This window comes from Dickeya oryzae (assembly GCF_020406815.2).
In the GTDB taxonomy this organism is placed as follows: domain Bacteria; phylum Pseudomonadota; class Gammaproteobacteria; order Enterobacterales; family Enterobacteriaceae; genus Dickeya; species Dickeya oryzae.
The window spans coordinates 2,713,946-2,728,896 of the sequence record NZ_CP162670.1; the positions used below are offsets into that span (position 1 = coordinate 2,713,946).

The 14,951-nt window shown below is 56.4% G+C and carries 10 protein-coding genes; 6 read left to right on the forward strand and 4 right to left on the reverse strand.

The genetic code is table 11. The features are described 5' to 3' along the window. Positions 1-101: 101 nt before the first annotated feature. From LF929_RS11995 to LF929_RS12005, 3 genes are read left to right on the forward strand one after another with little or no spacing between them, the layout of a single operon-like run. Complete coding sequence (locus tag LF929_RS11995; RefSeq protein ID WP_038907719.1) at positions 102-821, forward strand: (Fe-S)-binding protein; 720 nt, start codon at positions 102-104, stop codon at positions 819-821. Positions 822-832: 11 nt separating this feature from the next. Next, a complete protein-coding gene (locus LF929_RS12000) occupies positions 833-2,254 on the forward strand; it encodes a LutB/LldF family L-lactate oxidation iron-sulfur protein (RefSeq protein ID WP_016942435.1) in 1,422 nt (473 codons plus the stop codon). Next, positions 2,254-2,949, forward strand: coding sequence for a lactate utilization protein C (locus tag LF929_RS12005; protein ID WP_226093188.1), 696 nt, complete (start codon positions 2,254-2,256; stop codon positions 2,947-2,949). Before LF929_RS12000 ends, LF929_RS12005 begins: the two co-directional genes overlap by 1 nt. Positions 2,950-3,067: 118 nt before the next feature. Here the strand turns inward: LF929_RS12005 and hrpA are convergent, their stop codons facing one another. After that, the gene (gene hrpA, locus LF929_RS12010) at positions 3,068-6,955 is read right to left on the reverse strand and encodes an ATP-dependent RNA helicase HrpA (protein ID WP_071603268.1); all 3,888 of its coding nucleotides are present in this window, start codon (positions 6,953-6,955) and stop codon (positions 3,068-3,070) included. Positions 6,956-7,375: 420 nt separating this feature from the next. On the opposite strand from hrpA, the gene LF929_RS12015 reads away from it, so the two are divergent. Beyond that, positions 7,376-7,981 (forward strand): FMN-dependent NADH-azoreductase, encoded by a 606-nt coding sequence (locus tag LF929_RS12015; protein WP_038904078.1) that lies wholly within the window; start codon positions 7,376-7,378, stop codon positions 7,979-7,981. A 373-nt stretch (positions 7,982-8,354) separates the two neighbouring features. Here the strand turns inward: LF929_RS12015 and LF929_RS12020 are convergent, their stop codons facing one another. Both LF929_RS12020 and LF929_RS12025 read right to left on the reverse strand, forming a co-directional pair. Beyond that, positions 8,355-8,588, reverse strand: coding sequence for a YnbE family lipoprotein (locus LF929_RS12020; protein WP_226093167.1), 234 nt, complete (start codon positions 8,586-8,588; stop codon positions 8,355-8,357). Between the two features lie 26 nt (positions 8,589-8,614). Continuing rightward, positions 8,615-11,218: a YdbH family protein gene (locus LF929_RS12025; protein ID WP_226093168.1), complete on the reverse strand. Its 2,604-nt coding sequence runs from the start codon at positions 11,216-11,218 to the stop codon at positions 8,615-8,617. Positions 11,219-11,524: 306 nt separating this feature from the next. Here LF929_RS12025 and LF929_RS12030 point away from each other — a divergent pair, with 306 nt between their 5' ends. Together LF929_RS12030 and LF929_RS12035 are read left to right on the forward strand one after the other, a co-directional pair. Continuing rightward, the gene (locus LF929_RS12030) at positions 11,525-13,078 is read left to right on the forward strand and encodes a PAS domain-containing methyl-accepting chemotaxis protein (RefSeq protein ID WP_210177223.1); all 1,554 of its coding nucleotides are present in this window, start codon (positions 11,525-11,527) and stop codon (positions 13,076-13,078) included. A 237-nt stretch (positions 13,079-13,315) separates the two neighbouring features. Next, positions 13,316-14,308, forward strand: coding sequence for a 2-hydroxyacid dehydrogenase (locus LF929_RS12035; RefSeq protein WP_210177222.1), 993 nt, complete (start codon positions 13,316-13,318; stop codon positions 14,306-14,308). Between the two features lie 78 nt (positions 14,309-14,386). Here LF929_RS12035 and LF929_RS12040 read toward each other — a convergent pair whose 3' ends face one another. Beyond that, positions 14,387-14,677: a DUF333 domain-containing protein gene (locus LF929_RS12040; RefSeq protein WP_038904073.1), complete on the reverse strand. Its 291-nt coding sequence runs from the start codon at positions 14,675-14,677 to the stop codon at positions 14,387-14,389. Positions 14,678-14,951: the final 274 nt, after the last annotated feature.

A 14,951-nucleotide genomic window follows, 5' to 3' on the forward strand; every position in this document is an offset into this window, starting at 1 on the left:
CTGTTTATGTCCTGAACCTGTTTGTTTTTCCGAATAATCAGCGCCGGACGATAACGTCTTAATTATAAAAACAAGTCTATCTACTGTATTGGAGAGATGTCGTGAATGTTAACTTTTTTGTGACCTGTATCGGCGACGCGCTGAAATCACGGATGGCACGTGATTCGGTGCTGTTGCTGGAGCACTTAGGCTGCCAGGTTCATTTCCCTGAAAAGCAGGGATGCTGCGGTCAGCCCGCGCTTAATAGCGGCTATGTGAAAGAAGCCATCCCAGGGATGAAAAACCTGATTGCGGCGCTGGAAGAAAACGACGACCCGATTATCTCCCCAGCGGGTTCTTGCACCTACGCCATCAAGAGTTACGCCACCTGGCTTAGCGATGAACCGCAGTGGGCGAAACGCGCTGAGCAGGTCGCCGCGCGGATGTTCGACCTGACCTCGTTCATCGTCAACACGCTGGGCGTCGTCGATGTGGGCGCGCGTTTACCCGGCAAAGCGGTTTACCATCCGTCCTGTAGTCTGTTTCGCAAAATGGGGGTGAAAGAAGAACCGCTGGCGCTACTGAAACAGGTCGATGGTCTGACACTGCTGCCGTTTCAGGCACCGGAAACCTGCTGCGGTTTCGGTGGTACCTTCTCGGTAAAAATGGCGGAAATCTCCGGTGAAATGGTGAAAGAAAAAGTAGGCCATATTATGGATGCCGAGCCGGATTACCTGATCGGTGCCGATGTCAGTTGCCTGCTCAATATCGGCGGACGTCTGCAACGCGAAGGACGCCCGGTCAAGGTGATGCATATCGCCGAAGTGTTGATGAGCCGCTGAGGAGGTTACCCATGTACTTAAAAACCAGCGATGTTGCTTTCAAAGCGCGTATCAAGCAGCAGATAGACGACCCCATTATGCGTAACGCCGTTGCCAACGCGCAGGAGCGCATCGGTGCCAACCGCCAGAAAATGGTGGATGAGTTGGGGCATTGGGAAGACTGGCGCGAGCGTGCCAGCCAAATCCGTGAACACGTACTGGCTAATCTGGATGCCTACCTCTACCAGCTCTCAGAACGCGTCAGCGCTAACGGCGGTCACGTCTTTTTTGCCAAAACCAAAGAGGACGCAACGGATTACATCCTGCGTGTCGCCCAGTCGAAGCAGGCGAAAAAAGTGGTCAAGGCCAAATCGATGGTCACCGAAGAAATTGGCATGAACCACGTGCTACAGGAAGCCGGTATCCAGGTGATTGAAACCGACCTTGGCGAATACATTCTGCAGTTGGATGGCGATCCACCGTCACACATCGTGGTACCGGCGATTCATAAAGATCGTCACCAGATTCAACGTGTGCTGCGTGAAAAACTGGGCTACGACGGGCCGGAAACCCCGGAAGCCATGACACTGTTCATCCGCCAAAAGATCCGTCAGGATTTTCTGAGTGCGGAAATCGGCGTCACCGGCTGTAACTTCGCCGTGGCGGAAACCGGTTCCGTGTGTCTGGTGACCAATGAAGGCAACGCCCGCATGTGTACCACCCTGCCGAAAACGCACATCGCAGTGATGGGGATGGAGCGTATCGCACCGACGTTTGAAGAGGTGGATGTGCTCATCACTATGTTGGCGCGCAGTGCCGTCGGCGCGCGGCTGACCGGGTACAATACCTGGCTCACCGGCCCACGCGAGGCAGGCCATGTGGATGGCCCGGAAGAGTTCCATCTGGTGATTGTCGATAACGGCCGCTCCACCGTGCTGGGGTCGCAGTTCAAGGACATACTGCGTTGTATTCGCTGCGGCGCATGCATGAACACCTGCCCGGCGTACCGCCATATCGGCGGTCACGGCTACGGCTCTATTTATCCAGGCCCTATCGGCGCGGTCATTTCTCCCCTGCTGGGTGGTTACGATGATTTTAAAGATCTGCCCTACGCCTGCTCGTTGTGTACCGCCTGCGATAGCGTATGCCCGGTCCAGATTCCGTTATCGAAGCTGATTCTGAAACACCGCCGCGTCATGGCAGAAGGTGGGCTCACGCCCAAAGGCGAGCAGAGCACGATCAAGCTGTTCGCTTATGCCAACAGCCACCCGACGTTATGGAAAGTCGGCATGATAGCGGGTGCCCGTGCCGCCAGTTGGTTTATCCGGGATGGGAAGCTCCCCATTAACATCGGGGCCATCAGCGAATGGACCCAGGCGCGCGACTTGCCGCCCGCCGATGGTGAAAGTTTCCGTTCCTGGTTTAAAAAACACAAAGCGCAGGGAAATAAATGATGAATCACAGAGACGCATTTTTAGCCGACATCGCCAACGCACTGGGCCGACCGGTTCGTCATCTTCCGTCGCCGACGCCGACTCCTGCGCATGACCATGCCCAGACCCGTCTGACGGAACTTGACGCGCAGCAACGCTGTGACGCGTTCATTGAATGCGCCACCAACGTCATGCTGGCGCATTGTGAATTGACCAGCGAGGCGGATGCCGCCGAGGCCGCATGGCGTTTATGCGAACGCTATGGCCGCGAGCCCGTCATCCTCAGTGGCGATGAGCGACTGGTCGCGTTGGGGATCACCGCCCGGTTGCAGGAAGCCTGCCACGCCGAGGTGTGGGACCCTGCGCGGGGAGAAGAAAATATCCGGCTGGCTGAGCAAGCCAAAGTCGGCGTGGTCTACGCCGAATATGGGTTAACGGAATCGGGCGGCGTGGTGCTATTTTCCACCCCGGATCGCGGCCGTGCGGTCAGCTTACTGCCGGAGTCGTCAATTTTTGTGGTGCGCAAGAGCACGATTTTACCGCGTGTCGCGCAACTGGCGCGCCATCTGCATCAGTTGGCGGAGCAAGGCACCCGAATGCCTTCCTGTATCAACCTGATAGGTGGCCCCAGTTCCACCGCCGACATCGAGCTTATCAAGGTGGTCGGGGTACACGGCCCGGTTAACGCCGCGTATCTGATCATCGAAGACTGTTAATTGCCACCATTAATGGCCACTATCCCCTTGCCCGATGCTACTTGAGCACCGGGCAAGGGTTATCCCGCGTTTACTGCTAAGGTCGACTGCCACAAGGCCGGTTATCCCGCTATCCGCGTTACCCGTCTATCTGATCCATCGCCTGCATAATGCGTTTATCAGAAATGGGATACGGCGTGCCCAGCTGCTGGGCAAAATAGCTGACACGCAACTCTTCGAGCATCCAGCGGATGGCTTTCACGTCATCATCATCGCGTCGTTCCGGCGGCAGCTTATTCAGCCACTGCTGCCAGGCCTGCTGCACCTGCTCGACTTTCAGCATCTGCGCCCGATCGCGGTGAACATCCTGCGCCAGTTTATCCAGCCGACGCTCAATGGCTTGCAGATACCGCAGCACATCCGGCAACCGCTTATAGCCGTTATCGGTCACGAAACCGCGAAATACCAACCCGCTCAACTGACTTTTGATGTCGCTTAACGCCAGTGCCAGCGCCATGTCCACCCGGCCTTTCAACCGTTTATTGATGTTAAACACCGTGGTGAGGATCTGCTCCACCTGACGGGCAATATCCACCACCGTGTCGTTCAGCTCCGCCCGCACACGCTCGTGCAACTGGCGAAACGCCGCTTCCTGCCATACCGGGCCACCGGCTTGTTCCATCAATTTGTCCACACCGCAGGCGATGCAATCGTCAATCAGCTCCAGCACCTTGCCGTAAGGGTTGAAATACAACCCCAGCTTGGCCTTATTCGGCAGTTTCTCGTGCAGATACTTAATGGGTGACGGAATATTGAGCAGCAACAGACGGCGCTGACCACGCCACATCATCTGCTGTTGCTGGTGCGGCGAGTCAAACAGACGGATTGCCACGCTGTCTTTTTCATCCACCAGCGCCGGATAGGCTTTTACCGCATAACCGCCCCGTTTTTGTTCGTAGCGCTCCGGTAAATCGCCAAAACTCCAGATGTGCAAATCGCGTTGCTCGATGCCGTCATCCGCCACCGCCGACAACGTCTGTTGCACCTTCTCCTGCAACTGATCTTTCAGCGCTCGCAACTGCTTGCCTTCCCGCAGCGTCCGGTTTTTCTCATCCACCACCCGGAAGGTGATTTTCAGATGATCGGGCACCTGATCCCACTGCCAGGCTTCGCGGTCAACCGTCACACCAGTCATCAGGCGTAATTCACGCTCCATAGCCTCCAGCAACCCTTTTTCCAGTGGGGTGACCCGCGCCAGAAACGCTTGCGCGTAGTTAGGTGCCGGAACAAAGTTACGCCGTATCGGTTTTGGCAATGACTTGATCAACGCCACCACCAGATCACGCCGTAACCCAGGAATCTGCCATTCGAATCCGTCTTCTTTCACCTGATTCAACACCGGCAGCGGGATATGCACGGTCACGCCGTCCGCATCCGCGCCCGGTTCAAACTGGTAGGTAAGCCGTAACCGCAGTTCACCCTGCTGCCAATGGTTCGGGTAATCCAGCGCGCTGACACGCTCCGCGCCATCTTTGATCAGCATCGCCTTTTCGAAATTCAACAATTCCGGGTTGGCTTTGGCGGCCTGTTTCCACCAGCTGTCGAAATGACGGCTCGAGACCACATCCTGCGGCACTCGCTGGTCGTAGAACGCAAACAGTGTCTCGTCATCCACCAAAATATCGCGGCGGCGGGATTTGTTTTCCAGTTCTTCCACTTCCTGGCGTAATTGCTGGTTGGCCCGGAAAAAACCGTGGGAGGTTTGCCAGTCGCCTTCCACCAGCGCGTGGCGAATGAACAGCTCACGCGATACCACCGGGTCGATAGCGCCATAGTTCACTTTCCGGGCAGCCACCAGCGGCAAACCGTACAGCGTGACTTTCTCCTGCGCCATCACCGCGCCCTGCGCTTTTTCCCAGTGCGGATCGCTGTAACTGCGCTTGATCAGGTGCTGCGCCAGCGGCTCGACCCATTCCGGTTCGATGCGGGCAGCGATACGCCCCCACAAACGGCTGGTTTCCACCAGTTCCGCCACCATCGTCCACTTCGGCGGTTTCTTAAACAAACCGGAGCCAGGGAAAATGGCAAACCGGGTGTTCCGCGCCCCGCTGAATTCCTGCTTGTCGACGTCCTTTTGCCCGATATGGGACAACAGGCCGGTCAGCAACGCGCAATGCAGGCTGCGGTAATCCGCCGGTTCGCTATTCACCGGGAAGCCCAGCTCTTTTACTACCTGGCGCAGTTGGGTGTAGATATCCTGCCATTCCCGCACCCGCAGGTAGTTGAGGTAGTCGCTACGGCACAGCTTGCGAAACTGGCTGGATGACAAGGCTTTTTGCTGTTCCTGCAAGTAGTCCCACAGGTTGACGAATGCCAGAAAATCAGACTCTTTGTCGGCAAACCGGCGATGCTTTTCTTCCGCCGCCTGCTTTTTCTCTACCGGGCGTTCGCGTGGGTCCTGAATCGACAACGCGGCGGTAATGATCATCGCCTCACGGACACAACTGGTCTGTCGCGCTTCCAGCACCATACGCGCCAGACGCGGGTCAACCGGCAGTTGCGCCAGTTGCCGCCCCTGCGGTGTCAGGCGATAACGGCCGTCATCGCTGGTGTGAATCGCGCCCAGCTCTTCCAGTAGCCGTACCCCGTCCTGAATATTGCGTTTGTCCGGCGCTTCGACAAACGGGAAGGCCGCGATATCCCCCAGCCCCAACGCCGTCATCTGCAAAATGACCGAGGCCAGGTTGGTACGCAAAATCTCCGGGTCGGTAAACTCGGGCCGGGAGAGAAAATCCTGCTCAGAATAAAGGCGGATACAGATACCCGCCGCCACACGGCCACAGCGCCCTTTTCGCTGGTTGGCGGAAGCCTGTGACACCGGCTCAATCGGCAAGCGTTGCACCTTGGTGCGATAGCTGTAGCGGCTGATGCGCGCCGTGCCAGGGTCAATCACGTAGCGAATGCCGGGTACGGTCAGCGACGTTTCTGCCACGTTGGTCGCCAGCACGATGCGACGCCCGTGGTGAGACTGGAATACCCGGTTCTGCTCCTGACTGGAAAGACGCGCATACAGCGGCAAAATCTCGGTATGCGGCAAATCGAGCTTGCTTAACGCATCGGCCGTATCGCGGATTTCCCGCTCGCCGCTCATAAACACCAGAATATCGCCCGGCCCTTCGTGGCACAGCTCATCCACCGCATCCAGTATCGCCTGTAGCTGATCACGGTCGCTGTCTTGCGCTTCTTCCACCACCGGCCGATAACGCACGTCCACCGGGTAGGTACGTCCGGACACTTCGATGACTGGCGCATTACTGAAATGGCGCGAAAAACGCTGCGGGTCGATGGTCGCCGAGGTGATGACAACCTTAAGGTCCGGGCGTTTCGGTAACAGCTGCCTGAGGTAACCGAGAATAAAGTCGATATTGAGGCTGCGTTCGTGGGCCTCATCAATGATCAGCGTGTCGTACTGCATTAGCAGCCTGTCCTGCTGAATCTCCGCCAGCAGGATACCGTCGGTCATCAACTTGACCAGCGTGTTGTCACTCACCTGATCGTTAAACCGCACCTTGTAACCCACGGTGCTGCCCAACGGGGTTTCCAGCTCGGCGGCAATGCGGTCCGCCACGCTGCGGGCCGCCAGTCGACGCGGCTGGGTATGGCCTATCAGACCGGTCACGCCGCGCCCCAACTCCAGGCACATCTTCGGCAACTGGGTGGTTTTACCTGAACCGGTTTCCCCGGCCACAATCACCACCTGGTGATCGCGGATAGCGCTGAGGATCGCCTCACGTTTCTGGCTGACCGGCAACGCCTCTGGATAATGGATGGTTGGCAGCGACGTCCTGCGTTGTTCTACCCGCAGGCGAGCAGTATCAATCTCCTGACCAATTTCCTGCGCAATCGCCGCCTGTGCCTGTGGGTTCCCCACTTTCATCGCGCCTTGCAAACGGCGACGCAGACGTTGCCGGTCACGTAGCATTAAGGCATCAAGTTGAGGTTCTAACGCATGGAGAGGTGATGTCACGGTGCAATTCCTTACTGTCTGATTCCGGGAGTGCGTCGCCATACCGAACACCTAGGGGTGATGGCCGCTGTCCGGTGCCGCTGGTCGGCAAGCATCGTCTGATGGGTTACCAGAACGCATAGTGACCAAAAAACGGCGACCAGAAAAAATGATGACCAGCGCAACATGGCGAAAACACAAATTCGGGCGGCGGGCATGGTATCACATTGACGGCGCAGGCTATATGCCATCAAAAGGGATTCTGCCGCACTATTCTATCGCCCCTCGCTCTCGCCCCACGCTCTTGCCCCTCGCACCCTTCATTCAATAAAATCGAATAAAGATCTCGAAATATTGCGCTATCCCGTTGCCCATAACACACCTATGATGCGTTCATGCGACGACAACGTTCGTTCTGGCACACTTAACAAGGAATAGGCAATGAGCAAAGTACTCGTTCTGAAATCAAGCATTTTGGCTGACTTCTCTCAATCCAACCAGTTGGCTGACCACTTTACCGCCTCCTGGCAGGCAGCACACCCTGCTGACACCATTACCGTTCGCGACCTGGCCGCTCAGCCGGTACCGGTACTGGATGGTGAGCTGGTTGGCGCGATGCGTCCTTCCGACAAACCGCTGACCCCGCGTCAGCAGGACGCGCTGGCGCTGTCTGATGCCCTGATTGCTGAACTGCAGGCGCACGACGTTATCGTGCTGGCCGCCCCGATGTACAACTTCAACATTTCAACTCAGTTGAAGAACTATTTCGACTTCATCGCCCGTGCTGGCGTCACCTTCCGCTACACCGAGCAAGGGCCGGAAGGTCTGGTGAAAGGCAAACGCGCTGTGGTACTGACCAGCCGTGGTGGTATCCACAAAGATACCGAGAGCGATGTGGTCGCACCGTACCTGCGCCTGATGCTGGGCTTCATCGGCATCACCGATGTCGAATTTGTGTTTGCAGAAGGTATCGCTTACGGCCCGGATATGGCACAGAAAGCGGTGGCTGATGCTAAAGAACAGCTGTCCCAGTTAGCATCTGCATAATACTCCCCGTCCGTCTTCACGTTGCCGGTGCGTTGACTGGCCTGCAACGTGAATGATTTGGGGTATATAACGCGTTAATTACCCTCATACTCGCCGCCGTGTTGCCTGATTACTCCTTTTTATGGCACACGGCGTTTTTTTATGACTTGCCTATAACGACTACCCGTCTATACCCAAAATAATTCGAGTTGCAGGAAGGCGGCAAGAGAGTGAATCCCGATGAGCTTACTCAGGTAAGTGATTCGGGTGAACGACAAATCGGCATACGCCGATTTGAACGCTGCTTGCAGCGGCCCGAAGGGCGAGGCCCATTGATGGGCCGAGTAACGCAGCCAACACACCTGCAACTTGAAGTATGAAGGGTATATAACGACTACTCGTCTATAACGACGCCTTTACTACCCTGATTTCTCTTTATCTGCTCACCGGCCCGGTTACCGGCACTATCGAGCAGTTGTGCCGTTTCTTTATCCGTGTGAATACGAATATCGTGCTCAATATGCACGTTCATGTTGATGGTAATCGGCTCCTTTGGCGCCGCCACCTCAATGCGCGGGGTGCAGCCGGTTAGCAACACGGCCGTTATCGCGACACAGGCTGTTCTCATCTCGTCCTCTTACCACTCATCATCGATTACTCAGCGACCTGTTGTTCCAGTGCCGCCTTCAGATTGTCGCCAAAACGCAGGCTGCGCCATAACTGGAAGATATTTTCCTGCTGGCGATAGTTGAGCACAATGTCACGCCGTGACAGGTCATCCATCACGCTTTGTCCCGTAATGCGCGACACCAGCGACAACTCACCGTTCTGACTGATATCGACCGTCACCCAGGAGCGCCCCACTTCCAGATAGCGCAACCAGGCTACAGCCGTCGCATTGGCGACACTGTTTCGTGCCAGTTGGTCCGCCAGTTGCGAATCCAGTTCTATGGTTAAGGGCGTATCATTGGTGAATTTGCCGTCTTTGACCAGCATCGACGGGTGGCTGAAGTTCAGCGGGAGTACACCACTCACCCGGCCGGACATCGACAGCTTCTTCACCTTCAGGACACTCACCAGTTGGCCAATATCAATCCCTTGTAGTCGTAATATCGCCGAATCATGCGCAGGCAGGCGCAACGGCGATAGCGACAGGTGCCCTTCCAGCACATCCAGGTCCAGTTGCGCCAGCGTAAACGGGTGACGCTCACTGTAAGGATAATGGCCGTACAGTTGTATATCGATATTCTGCATCGGGAACAGGCTATCGAGCCGGTTAATGCGTAACGCCACCGGACGGGAAATACCCAACTGCCAGCGATGATTTTCGAAGCGATACGGCAGCACAAAGTTCACCCCGCTGACTTCGCCATCCTCCAGCCAGGCACTGGCGTTTTTCACCACCCAATGTCCCCCGGCGCGAAATCCCTGCCCACGAGCAGCGGAAAACGCCGCCTGTGCGTAAAACTGCCCGGTACGAATAGCCAGTTGCCAATGTGGCGGTAACAATGTCTGGAATACCCGCAACGGCTGCGGCGCCCACCACCCGTTACCACGCAGCCGTTGTCCATCCCAGCGACCGTTAAGTCGAATAGGACCGACCGCCTGCGCCTGCAACAGACCATTCCATTGGAAATCCTGCAAATTGCGGCCATGAATATCCAGCGCCAGCTCGGTGGCTGGCAGCGTGCCAGCTCCGTGAAAATTCACCTGCTTCGCCGCCAGTTTCAGCGCGCCGCGCAGCGTGCCCGTCGTGGGGTCGCGTCGCCAGCGCAGGGGTTCGGTCAGCGTCAACCTCGGCTGCTCTACCGTCACCACGCCGTAACGCAGTTGGGTAAGACCGCTGGACAACGACTCGACGTCAATCTCATTGTTCTGCCAGCGCCCCTGACCTGCGATATCCCATCGGCCTTGCAACGGCGGCAACTCGCCTTCTCCCCAATAGCGCCAGCGCCAGTCACCGCTGTCTGGCCAAAACTGCTGCGCCTTACCGTCAAGGTGCAAGCGAAAGCGCCCCCAGTACCGGTCACGTACGTTGACAATCGCCTGTAACCTGCCGCTCACACCCTGTCGGGTCACCTGGATTCCCGCCAGCGGCCAGCGCGCTTCCTCCAGTTCGACGTCCGGGCGCGGCGTTCCCCAGGCCCGTAACAGCGCGCCCGGTAGCAACGCCACGGTAGGATCAAGCACCGCTCCTTTCACCGTGCCCGGCAATGACGCGAAAATAGACACGTCAGGTAAATTCACTTGCCCGGTAAACTGGAAGCGCATATCGCTGTCAGCCACCCCCAGTAAACCGGGCCCCAACGACAGCACGGCGTTAGCGCGGCCATGGTGACCCTGGGTCAGGATATTGAGGCGAGCTTCCAGCCGCAGTGGGTCGCGCGGTTGCAACAGATCGTACAATGTCAGCGAAACGCCGCCGGTCAGCGGCTGACTGGCATACGGCCAACGCCAGCGCCCGTCCTGAATACGCAGGTTGCCATCACTTATCTGCCACGGCAGCGTCAGCAGCGGTTCGTCCATTGACGCCACACTGACCGTCAACTCGCCCTGATTCCCCTGCCAGCGCAACACCGCACTGGCCGGTTCCGGTAACCGTAATGGTAACCCAACGCCTTGCACCTCCCCCCGTTGCGGCAGGCGGTTAAGCGTTGGTGCCAGATGCATCGCACCGTTGATTTGTAGCGGTGTTTCTTGCGGTGCCGTGCGCATCAGGCCTTGATGTAGCGTCAGTTCAGCGCCACGCAGTTCGGCCTGCACCTGTAGCTGGTCGCTCTGGATACGGAGTTGCTGGCGCGATGCGTCGGTAGACAGTTGCAGACTGCCCGCCTCGGGCAGCCAGGGGGTAAGTGCAACGTGGTGCAAAATCAATTCGGTTTCCGGCAACCACTGTTGCCACTGCGCTAATTGAGGTGCCGTCATCGCGGAAGAGGCTGGCCATTGCCGCAAACAATCCGCATCCAGCGTCAAGGCTTGCGCCTCCAAATGCCAGCGCCCTTGCCGATAACGCACCAGCAAGCCTGACAGCGTCGCGGGCTGACACGATGCCAGACGCAGTTGTACATCGGGCAACCAGAATCCCCCCTGACGCCAGCCGGGCGTGTCATTCAACGCCACCTTCACACCGGCAGGCAAATAAGGCTGCACTACCACGGGCAACCAGCGCGGCATCGTCAGGCAGGCGATGATTCCCCCCAGCGTCAGCCCAACAACCAGCAGGGCCAGCCATCGGGTACAGCGTATAAACGTCAGCATGGATTATGTTTCAGGGTGTTCTCGCTATCATCATTTTTATCATTCAGTGCGAATTGTTACGATTAATGCGCTAAATGTCACCATTCAGTTCACATTACCCAGCAAAATCCGTACATCCCAATTACCTGATCGTGATAAAATTTTTACATAAGCGTAGTATCTGACTACAGCGCTGCCTTGATGGCAGGCACGGTGGCGACGCCCATACACCGCGCTCCTGCCCGGATTATCGATTCATTAGTATTGTTGCTTATTTAGACAATATGGACTCGCTTTACCCTTCAATATCGCAAAAAGGGATGCTTCATGCGTAAAAATTACCCGGTAAGCCAACGTCAGTATCCGCTGGATGCCAACACCAAACTGATGTCGGTTACTACCCCTGACAGCCTCATCACTTACGCCAACGCCGATTTCATCAAAGTCAGCGGCTATGAGACGGAAGAGCTGATGGAGCAACCGCATAATATTATCCGCCATCCGGATATGCCACCGTCGGCCTTCGCGGACATGTGGAATACGCTAAAAGCCGGAAAAATCTGGACGGGTGTAGTCAAAAACCGTCGCAAGAACGGAGATCACTACTGGGTTCGTTCCAGCACGACGCCGCTAAAGCGCGATGGCAAGCTGGTCGGTTATATGTCGGTACGCACCGCCGCCACCACAGACGAAATCAGCCAGGCGGAAGCACTCTATGCTCAGGTGAATCAGGGTACCCTGAAAAACCGGACTTTCCATCACGGTTTGGTGGTGTATACCGGTCCGCTGAAATGGTTGAGCATGTTCAAAACCATGCCGCTGCGCTGGCGCATTCGCAGCTATTTTGGGCTGCTGGGGCTAATGCCTCTGGCTATCGCGTTCGCACTGCTGCCAAAAACGGCGTTGGTATGGGGCGTGTTTGCCGCCTTGATCGCCTGTGCCTGCCTGTTCTGTGAGCTGCTGGTGCAACATATCGCCAAACCGACGGAACTGATCCTCGAGCAAGCGATGCGTTCTGCGTCCGGCCAGGCCAACAGCCTGACCCAGCTTAACCGTGCTGATGAAATAGGCATGTTGATGCGCGCCGTCAATCAATCCGGCATGAACTTCCGCACCTTTGTCGATGACGTCAACGTCAACCTGCATGAACTCAAAACCGCGTGTAGTGAAATCGCGCAGGGTAACCACATTCTGGCCGAGTGCTGCGAGAAAACCGAAGAGAGCCTGCAACAAACCGCCGCCTCGGTCGAACAGCTTACCGCGACCATCAAGAGCAACGCCGACGCGTCGTTACGCGCTTCGCAATATGCAGAGGATGTCAATCAGGTCGTCAATGTCGGCGAGCAAGCCGTTTCGGAGGTTGCCAGTACGATGGATGCGATCACCCGCGCCAGCGAACGCATCACCGATATCATCAGCGTGTTGGATAATCTGGCATTCCAGACCAATATTCTGGCTGTCAACGCTGCCGTAGAAGCTGCCCATGCCGGGGAGCAAGGTAAGAGTTTTGCGGTGGTCGCCAGTGAGGTCCGCTCGCTGGCGCAGCGCAGCGCCTCCTCCGCCAAGGACATCGCGGCATTGATCGACAACACGCTCTCCAGCATCCGCGCCGGCGACCAGCAAGTGGCCCACACCAACCGCTCGATGAACAACATTTTGGTCAAAGTGCAGGAAGTAACACACTTGATGAACGACATCAGCCTGGCCACCAAAGAACAGTCTCAGGGGCTGCAGCAGATCAATGACGCGGTCAACCGCATTGACGAACTGACCCATCAGAATACCGCACTGGCGAGCCAGTCTAACTCCGCCACCGGGCACCTGCAGCAGCAGATCGCCAGCATGGCGCAAGCCATCTCGGTATTCGGCGCCTCGAAGTAAGTCACACCATCTTTGTCATACTATCTTTGTCATACAAGAGGGGGGAATTCCCCCCTCTTGTCTTGTTTTTTCAACAGTACCGCCGCCCTGACGCTTTCATTGCGTTACCATGATGAAGGTAACGATTTTGTCTGTTTATGGTTTTCTGCTAGCTTATTCTGGTTGCCATCATCACGGCAGGTGATAAAACCACCTATGGCCGATGCGCAACCGACAATACCCTGTGGAGAGATAATCATGAAGCTGGCGATTTACAGCACCAAACAATATGACCGCAAATACCTGGAACAGGTAAACCAACAGTTCGGGTATGAGCTGGAGTTTTTCGATTTCATGCTGAGCCCGCGCACCGTCAAAATGGCGGCGGGCTGCGACGCGGTTTGTATCTTCGTCAACGATGAAGCCGGGCGTGAGGTGTTGACCGAGCTGGCGAATACCGGCATCAACATTCTGGCGTTACGCTGCGCCGGTTTTAACAACGTCGACTTGGAAGCGGCCCGCGAACTAGGCATTCGGGTAGTGCGTGTACCGGCCTACTCACCGGAAGCCGTCGCCGAGCATGCGGTAGGCATGATGATGAGCCTCAACCGCCGCATTCATCGCGCCTATCAGCGCACCCGCGATGCCAATTTCTCACTGGAAGGGTTAATTGGATTCAACATGTACCAGCGCACGGCGGGGATTATTGGCACCGGGAAAATCGGTATCGCCACCCTGCGTATCCTTAAAGGATTCGGCATGACGCTGCTGGCGCATGACCCTTACCCAAATCCGCTCGCACTGGAACTGGGCGCAGAGTATGTCGACCTCGATACCCTGTATGCCCGCTCAGACGTGATTTCACTGCACTGCCCGCTGACACCGGAAAACCATCACCTGCTCGACCAGAATGCGTTTGCACGCATGAAGAATGGAGTGATGATCATCAACACCAGCCGGGGCGGATTGATTGATTCTCAGGCCGCCATCGACGCGCTCAAACAGCAAAAAATCGGCTCGCTGGGCATGGATGTGTATGAAAACGAACGTGACTTGTTTTTTACCGACAAATCCAACGACGTGATTCAGGATGACGTGTTCCGTCGGCTTTCGGCCTGCCACAATGTGCTGTTCACCGGTCATCAGGCCTTTTTGACAGAAGAAGCATTGACCAGCATCGCCGACACCACCTTGCACAACATCCAACAGCTTAGCGAAGGCGTACCCTGCCCCAACCAGGTCAATCCGTGATCACACTGCCGGTGGCGTCATGCCGCCGGTTTATTTACCTGCTTACCTGCTTATTACCTGCCGAATGGCTCGCCGGGATCACCCCGCCGGGCAATGACCGTTCATCAATGAGGTTTCGTCACAGCGCTTGCCATTCGCCAACAGGCACGTACCGATGCTGGCCCCACTCAACTGGCGCGAAACGCCCATGCGCCCACCGGCCAGCGTACAGTTCACCGCGGCCGGGGTCTCCTGCCCCTGCCAGGCAGCCCGCTGCGGCGCGACCGACTCCTGCATTTGCGCCGATTCAGATTGTCCGCCACTACATCCGCTACTACAGACCACCAGCATCAGCGCCGTGCCCGCCACCAGCCATTGCGGCATCATCATATTCTTGTCGACTCCTATTTCGTGAATGTGAGAAAGATCGTGAGTGTGAGAAAGCCTGCATGTGAAAAGCAATCGGTCCATTTTATCGCTAAATATCGGAATGCGGCATAGTCCTATTTACTTCTCTTTTCGAGCGTTTCTCATGGCGTAAAAAATCACCGTTTAGCCCCCATTTCACCTCTCATGTTTTTACTCACGGTAAGTAACAAATACAATTATTGTCAGGGGGATAAATTATATGTCCTTATTTTTCAGCGACTAAAGGCAGTCATTC

Coding starts and splice junctions, on each gene's coding strand:
- LF929_RS12005 (WP_226093188.1), top strand. CDS start 2,254: ATGAATCACAGAGACGCATTTTTAGCCGACATCGCCAACGCACTGGGC.
- LF929_RS12015 (WP_038904078.1), top strand. CDS start 7,376: ATGAGCAAAGTACTCGTTCTGAAATCAAGCATTTTGGCTGACTTCTCT.
- LF929_RS12000 (WP_016942435.1), top strand. CDS start 833: ATGTACTTAAAAACCAGCGATGTTGCTTTCAAAGCGCGTATCAAGCAG.
- LF929_RS12040 (WP_038904073.1), bottom strand. CDS start 14,677: ATGATGATGCCGCAATGGCTGGTGGCGGGCACGGCGCTGATGCTGGTG.
- LF929_RS12020 (WP_226093167.1), bottom strand. CDS start 8,588: ATGAGAACAGCCTGTGTCGCGATAACGGCCGTGTTGCTAACCGGCTGC.
- LF929_RS12030 (WP_210177223.1), top strand. CDS start 11,525: ATGCGTAAAAATTACCCGGTAAGCCAACGTCAGTATCCGCTGGATGCC.
- LF929_RS12025 (WP_226093168.1), bottom strand. CDS start 11,218: ATGCTGACGTTTATACGCTGTACCCGATGGCTGGCCCTGCTGGTTGTT.
- LF929_RS12035 (WP_210177222.1), top strand. CDS start 13,316: ATGAAGCTGGCGATTTACAGCACCAAACAATATGACCGCAAATACCTG.